Here is an 18,749-nt window from a genome sequence, read left to right on the forward strand (position 1 = left end):
GTCTACGAGAGTAACAGCGCAGGCAGCGAACGCCCGCACGCAGGCGTACAGTTTCAGTGGCTCATTAACTTGGCTAAGTATTGAGGGGTTCGTGTGACACGCAGCGAAAGTGACAGCTGGGATCTGGCGTCGAGCGTGGGTGCGACGGCGACGATGGTCGCCGCGGCCCGCGCATTGGCCAGCAGAGAGCCCGAGCCGTTGATCGATGACCCGTTCGCCGACCCGCTGGTGCGGGCGGTGGGCGTCGACTTCTTCGCCCGGCTGCTCGACGGTGAGATCGAGGTTCCCGGCTCCGACGAAGACGCGGAGTTCAATGTGCAGCGGCTCACCCATGTGATGGCGGTGCGCACCCGCTTTTTCGACGACTTCTTCACCGACGCCAGCGCCGCAGGAATTCAGCAGGCTGTCATTTTGGCCGCCGGTCTGGACTCGCGTGCCTACCGGCTGACCTGGTCCGACGGCACCGTCGTCTATGAGATCGACCAGCCCGAGGTGGTCGAGTTCAAAACGTCGACGTTGGCCAATCTGGGTGCCCGCCCCACCGCCGAGCGCCGAACTGTGCCCATCGATCTGCGGGAAGACTGGCCGGCAGCGTTGCGCCGCAACGGGTTCGACGAGAGCAAGCCCACCGCCTGGAGCGCCGAAGGTCTGCTGTTGTACCTGCCGCCGGAAGCGCAGGACCGGCTGTTCGACACCGTGACCGCGCTCAGCGCGCCGGGCAGTCGGCTGGCCACCGAATACCACCCCGACGGTCCACCGATGCTCGACGAGCGTGCGAAAGCGATGACCGAGCGGTGGGGCAAACACGGTTTCGACGTCGACCTGTCCACGCTGGTGTACCGCGGCGAACGCAACCCGGTGACCGATTACCTGACCGAACGCGGGTGGCAGGTGTCGACGCGCAGTCGCGCCGACCTGTTCACCGACGCCGGCCTCGAATTGCCGGACACGCCGATACCCACCCAAAACACCCTCGCGGTCACTGCCGTTCGGTAGGCGTCGACGGGCGGTCGGCCAGCTCTAGAAATCGGTGGTAGCGCTCCTCGGTGGCACTCGTCCATGCCGGATCGGGGTCGACGACACATTCGGTGCTGGCCCATCGCGCGGCGTCGGTCATCGACGATTCCAGGCCGACGGCCAGCCGGGCCAGGAAAGCCGCTCCCAGCGCCGCGCCCTCGGCGACCGCCGAGACCTGCACCGGCAGGCCGGTGGCGTCTGCGATGGCCTGCATCCAGGGCAGCACGCGGGTGCCGCCGCCGGCTGCCACGATGCGCGAGGCCGGGGCACCGCTGCGTTCGACGAGCTGGCGGACGACGAAGCCGGACGCCTCGTAGGCGGCCCGTCGCAGCGCCGCGGCGTCGTGGGTGAGATCCAGCCCGTCGAGCACCGCGCGGCGGTCCGGATCATGGTAGGGCGTGCGTTCGCCACGTACATACGGTGACCACACCGGAACTCGCCGCGGCTCAGCGGTTTTCGGGTCACCGGGTCCCAGGATGCGATCCACCCAGTTCAGGAACAGCCCGCCGACGTTGCTTGGGCCGCCGATCTGGCTCTTCCCGGTCGCGGTGTGCGGAATCGTCCACAAACCTGGCACCTGCCGCCACTCGGGAATCGTCGTCCACACGATCAGCGTCGTGCCACACAGCACCAGCACGTCGCCGTCGTGGTCGGCGCCGGCCACCAGCTGCTCGCACAGTGCGTCGATGGCCCCAACCGCCAGCACAGCGCCGGTGTCGGGCACCTGCGCCGCCGCCGCGCCCGGGGCGTCCACCCGCGGCATGCGGGTGGCGCCGGCACCACATTCCGCGCATGCCCGCTCGTTCCAGCCGGTGCCGTCGAACAGCGGAAGGGTCGTGTAGGCCGTGGCGAAATCGACAACTGCGTCGCCGGCCAGCGCATGGTTGGCCACCGCCGGCGCGGGCCAGTACCCGGCGGCCTTGGGCGCCTGGGCCGCCGTCCAGCGCAGGAACTCGGCCGTCTCCCCTGCCGGCGGGAACGACGTATCGGTGACCGGGACGCGGCCACGGCTGTCGCCGTAGAGCAGGCCGGGCGTGATCGGCCGGCCGGCCGCATCGACCGCGGTCAGCGACGGCACCATCGCCGAGACGGCCATCGCGCGGGCGTCATGGCGGGCCAGTTGGTCCACCGCGGCCAGCGGGCCTACTCGCCACGCTGCGTCGGCGTCGTGCTCCAGCCGGTCGGGGGCGGGCACGCGAAGCTGGTGCGGGATACGTGCCCGCGCAGTCACCCGGCCGTTCTCGTCGGCGGCGACGGCTTTGACGGCGGTGCTGCCGATGTCGATGCCGATTGTGACCTCTGCGCGTGACACGGGCGTCACCGTACGCCAGCATTGGCAGTCGTGACGCGTGCTTTGGTGACGGCTCCACTGCGTGGCGATGGGCTCGACAAGTTGCGGCGGCTGGTCGACGTGGTCTACGACCCGTGGATCGACCAGCGGCCACTGCGGATTTACACCCCCGAGCAACTGGCCGACCGGATTTCTGCTGAGAGCGCCGATATTGTTGTGGTGGAAAGCGATTCAGTTAGCGGGCCGGTGTTCGAGCTTGGTTTGCAGGCGATCGCCTCCACCCGCGGCGACCCGAACAACGTCGACATCGCCGGCGCCACCGCGGCCGGCATTCCGGTGCTCAACACGCCGGGCCGCAACGCCGACGCGGTCGCCGAGATGACGGTGGCGCTGCTGTTCGCTGCCACCCGGCATGTGCTGGCCGCCGATGCCGACGTGCGGGCCGGAGAAGTGTTCCGCGACGGCGTGATTCCGTATCAGCGATTCCGGGCGGCCGAAGTCGCGGGTCTGACGGCCGGGCTGGTCGGCCTCGGAGCGGTCGGCCGCGCGGTGCAATGGCGGCTGACCGGATTGGGCATGCGGGTGATCGCGTACGACCCGTACAACGACGATGCCCGCCACAGCCTCGACGAGCTACTCGCCGAGGCCGATATCGTCTCGCTGCACGCGCCAGTCACCGACGACACCACCGGGCTGATCGGCGCCGAGCAGTTCGCCGCGATGCGGGACGGCGTGGTGTTCCTCAACACCGCGCGGGCCCAGTTGCATGACACCGATGCTCTCGTCGAGGCGCTGCGCAGCGGCAAGGTCGGGGCCGCCGGACTGGACCACTTCGTCGGCGAATGGCTGCCGACCGATCACCCGCTGGTGAGCTTGCCGAATGTGGTGCTCACCCCCCATATCGGCGGCGCGACGTGGAACACTGAAGCGCGACAGGCGCAGATGGTCGCCGACGACCTGGAAGCGCTGCTGTCCGGTCGGAGGCCGGTGCATATCGTCAACCCGGAGGTGCTGGGACCATGAGGTCCGTCGACAACCCGGAAGCCGCGGTGCTTGCAGCCGCCAAAGACATGCTGCGGCGCGGCCTGGTCGAAGGAACGGCGGGCAACATCTCGGCGCGACGGAAGGACGGCAACCTGGTCATCACCCCGTCATCGGTCGACTACGCCGAGATGAGGCTCGAGGATCTGGTGCTGGTAGATCCGGAGGGCAGCGTGCTGCAGGCCGCCGACGGTCGATCGCCGTCGACGGAAATGCAGCTGCACCTGGCTTGTTTCAAGGCTTTTGACGACATCGGCAGCGTGATCCACAGCCATCCGGTGTGGGCGACCATGTTCGCCGTTGCGCATCAATCGATTCCGGCCTGCATCGACGAGTTCGCGGTGTACTGCGGTGGGGATATCCGCTGCACCGAGTACGCCGCCTCCGGAACACCCGACGTCGGCGCCAACGCGGTCAAGGCTTTGGAGGGCCGCGCGGCGGCGCTGATCGCCAACCACGGCATGGTGGCCGTCGCACCGCGGCCGGACAAGGCGCTGCACGTCACCGCGCTGGTTGAGCGCACCGCCCAAATCGTCTGGGGTGCACGAGCTCTCGGCGGGCCGGTGCCCATCCCAGAGGACGTCAATGCCGGATTTGCCGGGATTTACAGCTATCTGCGCGCCAATCCGATGTAGCCGGTTAGGCGACGTCGAACAAGCGCAAGCCGGCCACCCGATCGAAGTCCTTGCGGTTGCGAGTCGCGAAGGGCAACTCGAAGTTCAAGCAAATACCCGCCTGCAAACAATCCGCCATGCCGATATCTTGGCCGGCCGCCCGCAGCGTTGCGGCCACATCCCCTGCGCGTAATGCGCTAATCGGATCCAGCGGAAAAGCCCGTGAACGTACCAGGCGGAGAATGTCATCGCGGCGAGCGAAGAAATCGATACCGACGCGCAGTTCGAACGCGGTTACCGCGGTCACCCGAAGGCGGTGGTCGGCGATCAACTCGCGCACCAGCGGTACTCCGGGCCCCTTGCCACGAAGAAAATCGACTACGAGATCGGTGTCGACAATTACGAGGCCCGCCATCTAGCCCTTACGTCATTGATGCGCGACTGCACCTCGCGTGTCTCAGAGTCCGTGAGCGTGCCTTCGAGTCCCAACAGCAGGTCTGTCTCGTCGGTGTTCAGACTTCCCAAGTACGCATCCAGCGCCTCCTGGACGAGCGCCGAGAAACCGCGGACCCCGCGACGCTGAGCAATCGCACTCAGCGCGCGATGCTGCTGATCGGTAATCTCCACCGTCGTCCGCATGCATGCATGTTAACGCATGCAGATAGGATGATCAGGAGCGGCGGGCTGTTTCTTGGACCATCCGGTTCCGCTCTTTGCTGGCCGTAGCTGCGTAGACGTGGGTGGACCGCGCGTATCAGCGCGTCAGGACTCGTGGGCAGGCTGGCCTACAGACGCTCCAACTCGAAGACTCCGTAACCGGCGAAGTCCCGCCAATTGGTCGACGCAAGGCGGCGAACGCCGGCCCGGTAATAAGTTGCGGCGAGCATAGTGTCGAGCAGCCGTTTCCTTCCTAATCTCAGCTCACGCATCCACACCAACCAGACCGCGCCCACTTCGGCGTCGGCGACCACCACGCGCGACTCTTGCGCATGCCACCACTGCTCGCATAGGTCCAGCGCCGCAGTCATGTGGAGTGGTCGCTCGAACCGTCGTTCGTCGGTGATGACGTGACAGAACTCGGTCAGCACCTGCGCCGTAATGGCCATCGACGCCGGTTTGCCGACAATCTCGCCATCGAATAGTGCCCAACACGTGCGGTGCGAGGGATGTTCTTCGGCAGTCAAACCGACCAGGAAGCTCGTGTCGACGCCGATCACGATTCGGACCCGAGCATCTCCGACAGTAGGTCGTCCTCGGCTGCCAACGGCTTGAGCACCGCGCCGAGCGAGCGCGGCCGAAAGTCGCGCAGATCGTTACGCGGGCGAAGGCGTTCGCGCCGGTACTCTTCCATGGCTTCGCGAATCAACTCCGAGGTGGGACGGCCAAGGCGTTTCGAAGCACGCTGGAAGTCCTCATAGACCGGCTCGCTTACATTGACCGTGATGGTCTTCATACATTAACTGTAATGTATCTCCAGCGCGCGATCGACTGGTTTTTCGCGTGGTGCATCAAGCTGGGCGGGCGATCTACGACCCCAGCCGCCCCAAATACAGGTAGTCCGCTACGCGTGTGGTGCGTGGCTCCGGCGCCAAGACTTTGTGGGGCGACGGTGCTTCACCGACGCCCTTCGGGAGACTGCCATGACCATCGCGATTGATCGAGCGAGATGCGACCCACGGTTCCGCGTGCCTCAAGGCGACACTGAGCAGCGCACTAGGCCGGCCGCCTCTCAGCGGAAACGCGGATGACCACCGTAGCCGTCGCGCAAATCTACGACCCCCGTCTGCAGATTTACGCGCAACCACCGATGGACTTCGTCCGACCAAGTCGCATAGTCGAAGCATCCAGAGGAAAGCGGAAGGACCTGTCATGAACATCGTTAACGGCAACGCTGCGGTGGTCACCGGCACCGCGGCCCCCAAGCAACACCCCGGCACGACTACCCAGGCGCCGGTCCTCATCAGCGAGCACGAGGTTGTCTTCGGCACCGCGGCAGCGATACCGGTGCGGCCGAACACTATTCGTTGGCGGACCGAGGTGCGGGGTATCGTCCTCGCCGCGATGCGCCGGATGTCGCTCGTCTCGACACCGTCTCGCCGTCAACCGCGTCGGCGCTACCCGAAGCGCTACGGATTCCTCGAGCGCTCCTGCATGGGACGCGAGATGCAGCGACTGTGAACGGATTTGGCTCAGCTGTGGCGAGCCGCTTCCTGCGCTAGTTGCACCCGGGAGCTGAGGCTCAATTTGGCATAGACGTGGCTGAGGTGAGTTTCCACGGTGCGTGGTGATACGAAAAGCCTTGTGGCAATTTCTTTGTTGGCCCGTCCTTCGCCCACGAGGCGCACGACGTCACGCTCAGCTGGCGTGAGCGAAGCCCAGCCGCTGGACGGGCGTTTGCGCTCGCCCCGTCCGCGCTGCGCGTACGTAATCGCTTCTTCAATGGACAACACAGCACCCTCAGCCCAGGCGGCATCAAATGCCGTGTCACCCAGAGCTTCCCGCAGAGCGGCGACCGATGTCTCGTAATCGGCGTCCCAGACCTTGAAGCGGACGGCGCCCATACGCTGGCGAATTCCATGCGCCGCGCCGAATAGCCGGGCCGCTTCGCGGTGACTGTCGCGCTGGCTCGCTACAGCACCCAGGCACTCCAAAGTGTCGGACACGCCCAGATACGCCCCGACGTCGGTGGCGCAGGCCAGCGCCTCATGTGCATCGCGTTCAGGGTCTTCGAGATCATCCTGCGCAATCGCGATGCGGGCGCGGGCGGTTAGCGTCATCATCAGGTGCCAACCGGTCGTTGTTGTGATGGCGTCGTCCGCCTTTCGGCGGGCACCAGTCAAATCCCCCGCCGCCAGTGCGGCTTGGACGATGTATGGGCGGAGCCCGACAACCGTGCCGGGCATCGCATTCAAATGCTGCCAGGCCATCTCGCTCGCGGCCTGAGCCGCTTCGACATCCCCGGCGGCCAGAGCCGCGGCGGTCAGCGCACCGTAGCCGACGCCCGCGAAGATTCCGCTGAGCTCGGAGGCGACCTCGATGCCCGCCTCTGCGGCCGTGCGTGCTGCATACGTCTCGCCCTGCCATGCGAGTGCGAAACCGACGCCCGCGAGAGCGTTCGACCGAATGAGGGGGTCGTGAGCCGCTTCGCAATCCGCGGCCAAGGCACGGAATTGCGCGACAGCATCGACCAGATCACCCTGGTATAGCTGCGCCCAACCCAGGCATACGCGGCCGTTGCGCGAACCGAATCGGTCACCCATCGCGTCGGCCAGGTCTCGTGCTGCCTCGGCGGCGGCACGCGCCGCAGCTGGCTCACCCGTCATGATCGGGCCGTTCGCCTGCCAGGTCAGGGTCTGGCTGAGCCTCCAATAGTCGCCCGACTCTCGGGCGAGGTTGGCTGCTTCGGCGAAGTACGGCGCCGCCGCCTCGGCCGTATAGGCGGCGGTGTAGCCGCAAGCGGTCAACGCCCGCGCGAGCAACGTCGGGTCATCGCCTTCCCGCGCGAGCGCCAAGGCTTCTTCAGCCAGCGCCTTCGAGTCGGAGGCGCCCGACAACAGCCCAAGAACGGCCTTGTCAGCCAGGCTCCGCACCCGCACTGGAGCCGTTAACCCGAGCTGATTCGCGCTTTCGTTCGCGAGTGCAGTATCGAACCACGACCGCCCCTCGCGGACGCGCCCGCGCGAGATCCAAAACGGCTGCAGCGACGATGCAAGCGTCAGAGCCTGCTCCGTCTCAGAGTTTTCCAAGCACCACCCGAATGCGGCTCGCAGGTTATCCATCTCAACTTCTGCCTGCACCCCGCGATCCTCATAGTCGGTCCGCGCTGGCGCGTCCAGCATCACCGTCATCGCTGTGTAATAGTCGCGATGACGTGAACGCACGGCATCGGCTTCACCAGACTCACCCAGCTTCTCAAGCGCATACTGGCGCACGGTCTCCAGCAACCGATATCGCGTTCGGCCACCGGTGTTTTCGGCGACGACAAGCGATTTCTCGACGAGCAGAGTGAGCTGGTCCAACACCTGGTAGCGCTCGATCTCGCCGGCGCCGGCGACCGCTTGGGCGGCGTCAAGGTCGAAGCCGCCCAGGAATACGGCCACCCGACGGAACAGGATCCGTTCGGTGTCGGTCAGCAATGCGTGCGACCAATCAACTGAGGCTCGCAATGTCTGCTGGCGGCGCACCGCGGTGCGGGAACCACCGGTTAGTAAGCGGAAGCGGTCATGCAGGCTGTCAACGATTTCGGTCAGTGACAACGCCCGCACCCGTGCCGCCGCGAGCTCTATCGCCAGCGGCATCCCGTCGAGGCGACGGCAAATTTCGGTCACCACGGCGGCATTGTCCTCGGCGATGGTGAAGTCGGCGCGGGCCAGACGGGCCCGGTCGGCGAACAATTCGATAGCCTCGTCGGTAAGAGACAGCGACGGCACTTGCCAAGTCGCCTCGCCGGCCACGCCGAGCGGTTCACGACTCGTCGCAAGCAACGTGATTCGCGAGGCCGCTTCCAGTATCGCCACAGCCAACGTTGCACTGGCGTCGAGCAGGTGTTCACAGTTGTCGAGCACCAGCAGCAGGTGACGCTCACGAACAAACCTCAGCAGCGTTTCCATCGTCGAACAGCCCGGGCGGTCGGGTAATCCCAGTGTGCGCGCCACCGCGACGGGGACCACGTCGGGAATCGTGATCGGTGCCAGATCGACATACCGCACTCCGTCGTCGAACCCGCCCGCTAGCTCGGCGGCAATATGCACGGCCAGCCGCGTCTTGCCCACCCCGCCGGCCCCGGTCAACGTGACGAGACGGCTAGCGGCCAAGACCTCGCGAAGATTCTTCGCTTCCTCTTGCCGTCCAACGAAACTCGTCAGGGCCGCTGGAAGATATTGGGAGATGCCGACCTCTGTGCGCAGCGGTGGAAACTCATTGCGCAGATCGGGATGACATAACTGGACTACCCGCTCCGGACGGGAAACGCCGCGCAGTTCATGACGGCCAAGATCGACCAGCCACGCATCGGTGGGAAGTATGTCTACGACAAGGTCTTCGGTGGTGCCCGACACCACGGTCTGGCCACCGTGCGCCAAATCTCGCAGCCTTGCGGTCCGATTGATCGTCGGGCCGATATAGTTGCTTTCGTCGCGCAGCTGCACCTCGCCGGTATGCACTCCGATGCGCAACCGGATCGGCGCCAAAGGCGCCCGTTGCAATTCCAACGCACAAGAAACCGCGTCGCTGGCGCGGGCGAATGCGACCACAAAGCTGTCGCCCTCGCCTTGTTCGACCGGGCGCACCCCACCATGAGCGGTAACCAAATCCGCCACTGCGCGGTCCAGGCGTGCGACGGCTGCAGTCATCTCCTCGGATTGGGTTTCCCACAGCCGCGTTGAACCCTCGACATCGGCCAGTAGCAATGTCACCGTTCCGGTCGGCAGCAACTCGCTCACACCCAAGTCGCTCCAGTTCAACAGCGGCGTATCCGTGCACGGATCAGGTTGACTCATGCTAGCCAGCATGTGGACGCTGCAGGCCGAAAACATCAGTGAAATCACGTACACCGTGGATCGCTGAGCCCGCTATATGTACGCCGCACCGGGAGCAGGCTGCCTCCATCGCGAACATGCGCCCTGTGCTGGCACGACAGGCCTGGCGTCGTCACCTTCCTGTTCACCGATATCGAGGGTGCGACGGGGCATACGCGCTCGGTCAGATCGACCGGGCTCGAGCGCACGTCACCGCTGATCAAACGCCACCTTGACGGCGTCGCTGTCGCCCTGGTTGGCAATCGCGAGAAAGGCGTCGCGCCACCGCTCCAACGCAAAGGTGTGAGTCAACATGGGACGCAGGTCAATTGCGCCGTCGACGACCAAATCAAGGTAGTGGTCGATCGCGTGCTTGCGCACGCCGTGCACTTCCTCCACGCCGAAGGCATTGGAACCCACCCAGGTGATCTCCTTGAAGTACAACGGACTCCACTCCCACCGACCCGGCGCGTGGACACCGGCCTGCACCAACGTGCCGCGCGCCCGCAGTACCCTGACCCCCACTTCGAACGTTTCCGGCTTACCGACGGTGTCGTAAACGATGTCGACGGCACCGGGGTGGGCCATCGGTAAACCTTGCAGCGGTTGCCGTAGCCGGCCACCACCCCAGGACACCAGTTCCTCGATCACCGCCAGGCGTGGTTCGTGGGCCAATACGAGATCGGCGCCGAGCCGGCGGGCCAATGCGGCCTGGGCAGCGAAGCGCGCCACCACCGCGACCGCCACATCCGGATAGAGCGCTCGCAAGACCGCGACCGCACACAACCCCAACGAACCCGCGCCGTACACCAGAACCCGGCCCGACCGTGGCGGCGGATTGCGGGTAATCGCATGCAGTGAAACCGAAAACGGGTCGGCGAACACGGCCAGCTCATCGGGCACCGACTCAGGAACGATAAACAACATTGAATCGTGAGCGGCCATCGACTCGGCATAGCCACCGGTCACATCGGCCGACACCCCCGTATGGATACCGGGTTTGATGTCGCCGTCGCAAAAGCTCCAGCACAGGCTGTAATCGCCGTTTTCACAAGCCGGGCACCGGGGCTCGACGCCGCGCGGCCCGCAGGACAGCCACGGATTGAGCACCACCCGCTGGCCGACCTCCAGGCCGCGGGCCGTCGGACCCACCGTCAGCACATCGGCCACCACCTCGTGACCCATCACTTGCGGAAACGAGCAAAACGCCGACATGGCGTTGTCGGCGTCGCCTTCACCGAAATCCAATAGGATCTGCTTGGAATCCGATCCGCAGATGCCGGTCAGCCGCGGCTTGGTGATCACCCAATCGTCGTGCAGCAAGCGGGGTTTCGGTACCTCACGCAGCGCGACCGGACTGTGGGCGAGGGCGTCGTCGAACCCGGGCTCCGGTGGCACTCCGAAAACCAGTGCCCTCATCGTCGCGCCATCGTGGCCGCACCGGCGATATAGGCGTCCACATCGGCGTTCTTGGCGTCGACGACGACCTTCATATCGGGCAGGTAATGCTCGAACCGGTCGCTGCCCAGCGCCGCGATGATGCCGGCCGCCACCTCCTCGGCCGGCGCCTTGGGCCCGTCGTAGAGCGGATCATCGTTGTCGGGCCGGTCCCAGATCTCGGTATCGACTGGCCCGGGCTCGATCAGCTTCACCGAGACGCCGGTGCCGTGCAGGTCGATGGCCATCACCTCGCTCCAGCCGCACAGCGCGAACTTGCTCGCGCAGTAGGCGGCCTCGTGGACGATTCCCAGGCGTCCACCCATGCTGGCCACGTTGACGATGACGCCGTCACCACGGGCCAGCATCCGCGGCAGCACCGCCAGCGCAAGCCGCATCGGCGCGAAGAAGTTGACCCCCATGACCGCCTCCACCGCAGCCGGTCCCAACTCGCTGACCGCCCGGCGCTTCGGGATCGCCGCGTTGTTGACCAACACATCGATGCCACCGAGGCCCTCCCATGCCGCAACGACCAGCGGATCGATGGCGGCGTTGTCGGCCAGGTCGGCGACCCACATCTGTGAAGCCGGCGAACTTCGCCGGCACCCGGCCAGCACCGCTTCCAACCGGTCGCGCCGACGGGCGAGCAGTCCGACAACCGCGCCGCCGGCAGCGAGCTGTCGGGCCAGCGCCGCGCCCACGCCCGACGATGCACCGGTAATCAGCACCCGCTTGCCTGCCACCGAATAGGCCATACCCGAAGCGTGGCGCGAGTGGCCAGTTATGACACGGAAAACCGCAAGATACGTGCCTCGAGTGGCCGCCCATCGCTAAGCAAGTTATATTGGCTAAGTAACGACTTTGAAGGAGCGGACATGGCGCGGACGGATAACGACACCTGGGATCTGGCTTCGAGCGTGGGGGCAACCGCCACGATGGTCGCGGCCGCTCGGGCGATGGCGACTCGTGCCGAGCCGCCACTGATCAACGATCCGTTCGCTCAACCGCTGGTGGGCGCCGTCGGTGTCGATCTGTTCACCCGGCTGGCCAGCGGTGAGCTGAATCCGGCCGACCTCGCCGACGACGACGACGACCGGGCCGGGGCACACCGCATGACCGACAACATGGCGGTGCGCACCAAGTTCTTCGACGAATTCTTTCTCGACGCGACAAAGTCCGGCATCAGCCAGGTAGTCATTCTGGCCTCCGGTCTGGATGCCCGCGCCTACCGGTTGGCGTGGCCGGCCGCGACTGTCGTCTATGAGGTCGACCAGCCGCAGGTCATCGAGTTCAAGTCCCGCACGCTGGCCGAGTTGGGCGCCGAACCTACCGCGGAGCGGCGCGCGGTCGCCATCGATTTGCGCGACGACTGGCCCACCGCGCTGCGCGAGGCCGGGTTCGATCCGAGCAAGCCGACGGCGTGGAGCGCTGAGGGCTTGTTGGGCTATTTGCCTGCGGAAGCACAAGATCGGCTGCTGGACACCATCACCGCGCTCAGCGCACCGGGTAGCCGGTTCGCCACCGAAAGCGTGTCCAACCCCGACCCCGCCGACGAGCAAAAGATGAAAGAACGGATGCAGAAGGCCTCGCAGCGGTGGCGCGACCACGGTCTCGATCTCGACATGACCGAGTTGGTGTACTTCGGCGATCGCAACGAAGCCGCACCCTACCTCTCCGGTCACGGCTGGCAGGTCGCCGGCGACAGCGTCCGGGATCTGTTCGCCGCCAACGGTCTTCCGCCGATCGACGAGGAAGACATGCCGTTCGGTGACCTGCGCTACGTCAGCGCCACCTTGAGCTAATTGCAGCGAGCCGACACAGCCCAACCTAGGAGGACCCAATGGCACGCACTCACGACGACACCTGGGATCTGGCCTCCAGCGTGGGTGCCACCGCGACGATGGTGGCGGCCTCGCGCGCGCTGGCCTCGCAGGGGCCCGACGCGCTGCTCGACGATCCGTTCGCCGATCCACTGGTCCGTGCGGTCGGCCTTACTCCGTTCATCCGGCTGATCGACGGCGAGGTCAGCCTGGATGACGATCCGTGGCTCAACCGCAAAACGCGCACGGAGCAAATGGCGGTACGCACACGGTTTTTCGACGACTTCTTCACCAGCGCCACAGAGGCCGGCGTACGGCAGGCGGTGATCCTGGCCTCCGGCCTGGACACCAGGGCCTATCGACTGCGGTGGCCGGCGGGCACCGTGGTCTATGAGATCGACCAGCCGCAGGTCATCGACTTCAAGACCAGCACCCTTGCCGATTTCGGCGCCACGCCGTCGGCGCAGCGCCGCACAATCAGCATCGACCTGCGCGACGACTGGCCGGCAGCCCTGAAAGAGGGCGGTTTCGACCCCGACCAACCGACCGCGTGGAGCGCCGAAGGGCTGTTGCCCTATCTGCCCCCGGAGGCCCAGGACCGGTTGTTCGACAACATCACCGCGCTCAGCGCTCCGGGTAGCCGGCTGGCTACCGAGCACTTCCCTGAGCCCGACGCCTTCTCCGGCGACCATGCGCAGCGGATCAGCGAACGGTGGCGCCGACTCGGTTTCGACGTCGACATGGCCGACCTGTTCTATCAGGGCGAACGCAGCATCGTCGTCGATTACCTCTCCGACCACGATTGGCAAGTGAGCCCCTACCCGATCCGGGAGCTGTATGACCGCAACGGCTTTGAATATCCAGACGGCGATTTGATGGCTGTCTTCGGCAAGATGAGCTACGTCTCAGCGACGCTCGGATAGGTCACCGATGGCACGCACACATGACGACAGCTGGGATCTGGCCTCCAGCGTGGGCGCGACCGCGACCATGGTCGCCGCGGGTCGGGCGATGGCGACGAAGGATGCCCGCGGGCTGATCAACGACCCGTTCGCTGAGCCGCTGGTGCGCGCAGTAGGGCTGGACTTCTTCGTCAAGATGATCGACGGTGAGCTAGATATGTCGGCCATCGAGAATGCATCACCAGCGCGTGTACAAGCGATGATCGACGGAATCGCGGTGCGCACCAAGTACTTCGACGACTACCTCCTGGACGCCATGGGAACCGGCGTGCGCCAGGCAGTGATACTGGCCTCCGGACTTGACTCGCGCGCCTACCGGTTGCCGTGGCCGGCCGAGACGGTGGTCTACGAGATCGATCAGCCGCAGGTCATCGATTTCAAGACCACCACGCTGGCCGGAATCGACGCTGATCCGACCGCGACGCGGCGCACCATCCGGATCGACCTGCGCTCGGATTGGCCGGCGGCGCTGCAGGAGGCCGGCCTGGACATCAGCGCGCCGACGGCCTGGCTGGCCGAAGGACTGCTGATTTACCTACCGCCCGAAGCCCAAGACCGGTTGTTCGACAGCATCACCGCGCTGAGCGTGCCGGGCAGCACCATCGCCACCGAATACGTGCCGGGTATCCGGAATTTCGACGCTGACCGGGTGCGGGAAATGTCCGCGCCGCTGCGGGAACAAGGCATCGACATCGACATGGCCTCGTTGGTGTACGCCGGTGAGCGCAACCACGTCGTCGAATACCTGCATGACAAAGGGTGGGCAGTCAACGATGTCACGCGCGCGGAATTGTTCGTGCGCAACGGACTCGAAGTTCCCGCAATCGAAGACGACGACCCGCTGGGCGAGATCATTTTCGTCAGCGGGACGCTGGCGGGCTAAAGCCGCGACTCCCCCAGCCATAGCACGCTTGCGCCGGTCAGCGTCCGCTCAGCCTGGTCCAAAAGCCCGACGACCGACTGGCCGATCAACGCGCTCACCGCGTCCGGCAGCGACGCGGCGGCCGGTTGTGACGACGGGCGTGGCCGGAGGAACTCCCACAACGAGGATCCTGGGTAGCTGACGATACGGACCTCGGTATCTTCGTCGAGGCCGGCGAGCACCTTCGCCCGGCGCAGCGCGGTACGTAGTCCACCGAGCTCGTCGACCAAGCCACGCTCGAGGGCGTCGGCGCCGGTCCAGATCCGGCCCCGGGCCACTTCCTCGACCGCCGCCGCGCTCAAATGCCGGCCCTCCGCGACGCGCTGCACGAAGTCGGTGTAGATCAGGTCGGCCTCCGCTTCGACCTGGGCATGCTGTTCTGGGGTGAACGGCGCATTGACCGACCATGCGTCGGCATTGGCGTTGGTGCGCACCGCATCTGACCCCACCCCCAGCCGATCCTTGAGGTCCCGGGCGACCAGCTTTCCGGTCACCACACCGATCGAACCGGTGATCGTTCCCGGATTCGCCACGATCGCGTCGGCGCCCATCGAGATGTAGTAGCCGCCGGATGCGGCGACCGCACCCAGCGACGCGACCACCGGCTTGCCGCGACCGCGGGCCTTGGCGACCTCGCGCCAGATGACTTCGGACGCGGTGACCACGCCGCCCGGGCTATTGACGCGCAGCACGATCGCAGACACCGACGCGTCGGCCGCGGCTTCGCGCAGCGCCGCCGCGATGGTGTCGGCGCCGGCGCTGGATGTCCCGAACGGGAACACTCGGGGACCGCCACGCCCGCTGTCGATCATGCCGGCAACGGTGACCAGGGCGACGGTCGGTTTGGGCCGGCGGCCGGGAATCGGCGGCAAGGGCGCCGACCGCGGAACGCTCGCACGAGCATAGCGGGCAACGTAGAGCCGTGCCGGCGCGTTATCGCTGTCGGCATCGCCGGTCTCTGGCGAGATGCCATCGGCGCCAACGAGTTCCGCGATCCGCGCGTAAGCTTCGTCGCGGTAGCCAATGCGGTCGATGAGGTTGGCACTCACCGCATCGTCGCGCAGCAGTGGCGCACGATCGGCCAGTGCATCGACGGCATCGAGGTCGATTTTGCGAGATTCGGAAACCGCCTGCCACACCTGCGCACGCAGGCTCTCCAACAGCCGGGTGTCGGCTTCGCGGTGCGCGTCGGTGTAGCGGTCCTGGGTGTAGCGGTTGGCCGCCGACTTGTATTCGCCGCGGGCGACGTACTGGGCTTCGATACCCAGCTTGTCCAGGGCCTCACGCAGGAACAGGGCGTTGGTGGCGAAGCCGATCAGCCCGACGCTGCCCGCCGGCTGCATCCATACCTCACCGAACGCCGAAGCCAGGTAGTACGACAGCGTGCCCGGGTAGGTCTCGGCCCAGGCCAACGACGGCTTGAGGGCGGTGAACGCGGTGATGGCGTCCCGCAACTCCTGAACCGGACCGGGCGAGGCGGCCGGAAGCTGCACCCGTGCGATCAGGCCGGCGACCCGAGGGTCGTCGGCGGCCCGGTAAATTGCGGCCACGGCTTCGCGCAGTACGAGTGGCCGGCCACCGGCGCTGATGATCGCCAGCGGGTCGAAGCCGCCCGTCTCCGGCGGTGCGCCGTACAAGTCGAGTTCGAGTACGCACCCGTTGGGGATGCCGTGGTGGCGGGCCGCGTCGACGCGACGTACTAGAGCGCGCACCCCGTCAGCGCCGGGCGGGTCGGGCAGGAAACCAAGCATGTCGTCGAGCGTACCGAGGGCCCAGGTCACCGCGGCGGCCTACGGTGAGCAGGATGAAGTATTCGATCTCCATCCCCCAACTGGACTCGACCGGCTTCGATGCGGCGGGTGTGCGGTCCTACCTTGCCCGCGCCGAGGAGCTCGGGTTCGACGGCGGTTGGACGCTGGAGCAGGTTGTCGGCCAAGCGCCGCTGCTGGCGCCGCTGGAACTGCTGGCCTTCGCGGCGGGCTGCACCGAGCGGCTGCGGCTGGGTGTGGCAGTGCTCGTTGCGTCGCTGCATGATCCACTGCAACTGGCCGCGGCGGTGACCGCGGTCGATCGACTCAGTCACGGGCGGCTGGACGTCGGGGTCGGAACCGGCGGCGGCTTTCGTCAGTTCTCAGCCTTCGGGGTGGAGAAGGCGACCTTCGTGCGCAGTTTTACCGAAGGTCTGCAATTGATGAAGGCGGCCTGGTCCGATCAGCCGAGGGTGACGTTTCACGGCCGGTTCCGTCAGGTTGACGATCTGCCGATCCAGCCGAAACCCGTGCAGCGGCCCCACCCACCGATCTGGTTCGGTGGACAGGCGCCCAAAGCCCTGGCTCGGGCGGTGCGCCATGGCGATGCGTTTCTGGGCGCCGGTTCCTCGACCACAGCGAACTTCGCCCAGGCGGTGGAAACTGTGCACCGCGAGCTCGCAGACCAGGGTAAGGATCCCGCGCGCTTCACCATCGGCAAGCGCGTGTATCTGATGGTCGACGACGACGCCGCCAACGCCCGCGAACGTGTGCTCGCCGGGCTACGGCGCATCTACGGTCAGATGCGCGGCATCGACGCGGTCCCGGTCTGCGGCACTCCCGACGACGTCGCCGGCGGACTGCGGGAAGTGATCGACGCCGGCGCTCAGATGATCCTGCTCAACCCCGTCGGCGACGACGTCGCGCAAGACCGTGAGCAAATGGAACGCCTTGCCGCTGAGGTGATCCCACAGATCGCCTAAAGCGCACCTAATCCGCGCGAGCGTGCGTGTCCCCGGTCGACACGCCGACCAATTTTCCGGGTTTGCGCACCTTCGCGCACGGAAGAAATGACGAATCTCCGGTCCCCGGGGGCAGTTCGCGATATAAACACCCGATGGTTCTCAAAGTCAGCGTGTCCCCCGACCTGATCGACGGCAACGTCGACGAGGGGTACGGCAAGGTCGCCGACGCGTTCCGGGCCAATTTCTCCCGCGGCCGCGAGGTCGGCGCCGCCGTCGCCGTCTACCGCAACGGCGTCAAAGTGGTCGATCTGTGGGGCGGCTACCGCAACGGCATCACCAAGGAACCGTGGCGCCACGACACGATGGTCAACATGTTCTCGACGACGAAAGGCATTGCCTCCCTTGCGGTTGCCGTCGCTGCCTCCCGAGGGCTCCTCGACTACGACGCTAAGGTGACCGATTACTGGCCGGAGTTTGCGCGGGCGGGCAAGGCCGAGGTAACCGTGCGGCAGCTGCTGTCTCATCAAGCTGGGCTACCCGTGCTGGATGCACCGCTGCGGCTGGCCGACTTGGCCGATCCGGGCAAGCTGTCGGCGGTGCTGGCAGCACAGGCTCCGGTCTGGCCGCCGGGAACGCGGCACGGCTATCACGCCATCACCCTGGGCTGGTATGAGTCGGAATTGATCCGGCACGCCGATCCGGCGGGCCGATCGTTGGGCCGATTCTTCGCCGACGAAGTCGCCACTCCGCTTGGTCTGGACCTGCACATCGGATTGCCCGCCTCAGTGGACCGCGGCCTCGTCGCCCACTTGCACGGCTGGCGACGCTCCGAGGCACTGTTGCACCTCAATACGCTGCCGCCGCGAGTCGCGCTGGGCTTACTGAATCCCTTCGGCCTCACCAGCCGAGCCGCTATGCTGCCCCACGACGTCGACGCGATGCGCGACTACAACCGCGAAGACGTGCGCACCGTCGAGATACCGGCCGCCAACGGAATCGGCACCGCCCGCTCGGTTGCGAAAGCCTACGGTTGCGCGGCGACCGGAGGCGGCGAACTGGGTTTAGCCGCAACCGCTCTCGATGCGCTCACCCAGCCAGCGGTCACTCCCACCGGCGGGCTCCACGACAAGGTGCTGCATGTCGACTCGGTGTTCTCGTTGGGCTATTGCAAACCGGTGTCACACTTCTGCTTCGGCTCCTCCGACAAGGCGTTCGGCACGCCGGGGCTCGGCGGCTCGTTCGGGTTCGCCGACCCGGACACCGGTATCGGGTTCGGATATGTGATGAACCGGTTGGGTTTTCACCTGTGGAGCGATCCGCGGGAAATTACGCTGCGCCAGACGCTGTTTCGTGACGTGCTGGGCGCTCGGCCGCAGACTTAGCCGCCGCGAGCGTGCGCAAAACCGGTGCTGCGTG

At 66.2% G+C, this 18,749-nt stretch carries 18 protein-coding genes; 9 read left to right on the plus strand and 9 right to left on the minus strand.

The window, feature by feature from the left end:
* Nucleotides 1-93: 93 nt before the first annotated feature.
* The gene (locus tag AC5Y5W_RS15365) at nucleotides 94-996 is read left to right on the plus strand and encodes a class I SAM-dependent methyltransferase (protein ID WP_500010942.1); all 903 of its coding nucleotides are present in this window, start codon (nucleotides 94-96) and stop codon (nucleotides 994-996) included.
* Here AC5Y5W_RS15365 and AC5Y5W_RS15370 read toward each other — a convergent pair.
* Nucleotides 980-2,329 (minus strand): xylulokinase, encoded by a 1,350-nt coding sequence (locus tag AC5Y5W_RS15370; protein ID WP_500010944.1) that lies wholly within the window; start codon nucleotides 2,327-2,329, stop codon nucleotides 980-982. The genes AC5Y5W_RS15365 and AC5Y5W_RS15370 overlap by 17 nt on opposite strands.
* Before the next feature lie 21 nt (nucleotides 2,330-2,350).
* Between AC5Y5W_RS15370 and AC5Y5W_RS15375 the strand changes: the two genes are divergently transcribed.
* A complete protein-coding gene (locus AC5Y5W_RS15375) occupies nucleotides 2,351-3,331 on the plus strand; it encodes an NAD(P)-dependent oxidoreductase (protein ID WP_500010946.1) in 981 nt (326 codons plus the stop codon).
* Nucleotides 3,328-3,984: an L-fuculose-phosphate aldolase gene (locus tag AC5Y5W_RS15380; protein ID WP_500010948.1), complete on the plus strand. Its 657-nt coding sequence runs from the start codon at nucleotides 3,328-3,330 to the stop codon at nucleotides 3,982-3,984. The genes AC5Y5W_RS15375 and AC5Y5W_RS15380 overlap by 4 nt, the downstream gene beginning before the upstream one ends.
* 4 nt (nucleotides 3,985-3,988) lie before the next feature.
* Here AC5Y5W_RS15380 and AC5Y5W_RS15385 read toward each other — a convergent pair whose 3' ends face one another.
* The 4 genes from AC5Y5W_RS15385 to AC5Y5W_RS15400 form a co-directional block, all read right to left on the minus strand.
* The gene (locus AC5Y5W_RS15385) at nucleotides 3,989-4,378 is read right to left on the minus strand and encodes a type II toxin-antitoxin system VapC family toxin (protein WP_500010950.1); all 390 of its coding nucleotides are present in this window, start codon (nucleotides 4,376-4,378) and stop codon (nucleotides 3,989-3,991) included.
* Complete coding sequence (locus tag AC5Y5W_RS15390) at nucleotides 4,363-4,602, minus strand: hypothetical protein (RefSeq protein WP_500010952.1); 240 nt, start codon at nucleotides 4,600-4,602, stop codon at nucleotides 4,363-4,365. Before AC5Y5W_RS15390 ends, AC5Y5W_RS15385 begins: the two co-directional genes overlap by 16 nt.
* 146 nt (nucleotides 4,603-4,748) lie before the next feature.
* Nucleotides 4,749-5,180: a type II toxin-antitoxin system VapC family toxin gene (locus AC5Y5W_RS15395; protein WP_500010954.1), complete on the minus strand. Its 432-nt coding sequence runs from the start codon at nucleotides 5,178-5,180 to the stop codon at nucleotides 4,749-4,751.
* Complete coding sequence (locus AC5Y5W_RS15400) at nucleotides 5,177-5,416, minus strand: ribbon-helix-helix protein, CopG family (RefSeq protein ID WP_500010956.1); 240 nt, start codon at nucleotides 5,414-5,416, stop codon at nucleotides 5,177-5,179. Before AC5Y5W_RS15400 ends, AC5Y5W_RS15395 begins: the two co-directional genes overlap by 4 nt.
* A 416-nt stretch (nucleotides 5,417-5,832) precedes the next feature.
* On the opposite strand from AC5Y5W_RS15400, the gene AC5Y5W_RS15405 reads away from it, so the two are divergent.
* Entirely contained in the window at nucleotides 5,833-6,141 is a 309-nt protein-coding gene (locus tag AC5Y5W_RS15405) for a hypothetical protein (protein ID WP_500010957.1), read from the plus strand.
* Nucleotides 6,142-6,152: 11 nt separating this feature from the next.
* Here the strand turns inward: AC5Y5W_RS15405 and AC5Y5W_RS15410 are convergent, their stop codons facing one another.
* From AC5Y5W_RS15410 to AC5Y5W_RS15420, 3 genes are all read right to left on the minus strand, one after another.
* Complete coding sequence (locus AC5Y5W_RS15410) at nucleotides 6,153-9,404, minus strand: LuxR C-terminal-related transcriptional regulator (RefSeq protein ID WP_500010998.1); 3,252 nt, start codon at nucleotides 9,402-9,404, stop codon at nucleotides 6,153-6,155.
* A 285-nt stretch (nucleotides 9,405-9,689) separates the two neighbouring features.
* Nucleotides 9,690-10,898, minus strand: coding sequence for a zinc-dependent alcohol dehydrogenase (locus AC5Y5W_RS15415; protein WP_500010959.1), 1,209 nt, complete (start codon nucleotides 10,896-10,898; stop codon nucleotides 9,690-9,692).
* On the minus strand, nucleotides 10,895-11,659 hold the full coding sequence (locus AC5Y5W_RS15420) for an SDR family NAD(P)-dependent oxidoreductase (RefSeq protein ID WP_500011000.1): 765 nt from the start codon (nucleotides 11,657-11,659) through the stop codon (nucleotides 10,895-10,897). Before AC5Y5W_RS15420 ends, AC5Y5W_RS15415 begins: the two co-directional genes overlap by 4 nt.
* A 132-nt stretch (nucleotides 11,660-11,791) precedes the next feature.
* Here AC5Y5W_RS15420 and AC5Y5W_RS15425 point away from each other — a divergent pair, with 132 nt between their 5' ends.
* Genes AC5Y5W_RS15425 through AC5Y5W_RS15435 form a run of 3 tightly spaced genes read left to right on the plus strand, consistent with a single transcriptional unit; the run spans nucleotide 11,792 to nucleotide 14,581 of the window.
* Complete coding sequence (locus AC5Y5W_RS15425) at nucleotides 11,792-12,718, plus strand: class I SAM-dependent methyltransferase (protein ID WP_500010961.1); 927 nt, start codon at nucleotides 11,792-11,794, stop codon at nucleotides 12,716-12,718.
* Between the two features lie 38 nt (nucleotides 12,719-12,756).
* On the plus strand, nucleotides 12,757-13,659 hold the full coding sequence (locus tag AC5Y5W_RS15430) for a class I SAM-dependent methyltransferase (RefSeq protein ID WP_500010963.1): 903 nt from the start codon (nucleotides 12,757-12,759) through the stop codon (nucleotides 13,657-13,659).
* Between the two features lie 7 nt (nucleotides 13,660-13,666).
* Nucleotides 13,667-14,581, plus strand: coding sequence for a class I SAM-dependent methyltransferase (locus AC5Y5W_RS15435; protein ID WP_500010965.1), 915 nt, complete (start codon nucleotides 13,667-13,669; stop codon nucleotides 14,579-14,581).
* On the opposite strand, the gene sppA is transcribed toward AC5Y5W_RS15435, so the two are convergent.
* Entirely contained in the window at nucleotides 14,578-16,371 is a 1,794-nt protein-coding gene (sppA, locus tag AC5Y5W_RS15440) for a signal peptide peptidase SppA (protein ID WP_500010967.1), read from the minus strand. The genes AC5Y5W_RS15435 and sppA overlap by 4 nt on opposite strands.
* 53 nt (nucleotides 16,372-16,424) lie before the next feature.
* Between sppA and AC5Y5W_RS15445 the strand changes: the two genes are divergently transcribed.
* Together AC5Y5W_RS15445 and AC5Y5W_RS15450 are read left to right on the plus strand one after the other, a co-directional pair.
* Nucleotides 16,425-17,351, plus strand: coding sequence for an LLM class flavin-dependent oxidoreductase (locus tag AC5Y5W_RS15445; protein WP_500010969.1), 927 nt, complete (start codon nucleotides 16,425-16,427; stop codon nucleotides 17,349-17,351).
* Nucleotides 17,352-17,485: 134 nt separating this feature from the next.
* Nucleotides 17,486-18,715, plus strand: a complete 1,230-nt coding sequence (locus tag AC5Y5W_RS15450; protein ID WP_500010971.1) for a serine hydrolase domain-containing protein — start codon at nucleotides 17,486-17,488, stop codon at nucleotides 18,713-18,715.
* Nucleotides 18,716-18,749: the final 34 nt, after the last annotated feature.

It is taken from the genome of Mycobacterium sp. NGS51, assembly GCF_059812525.1.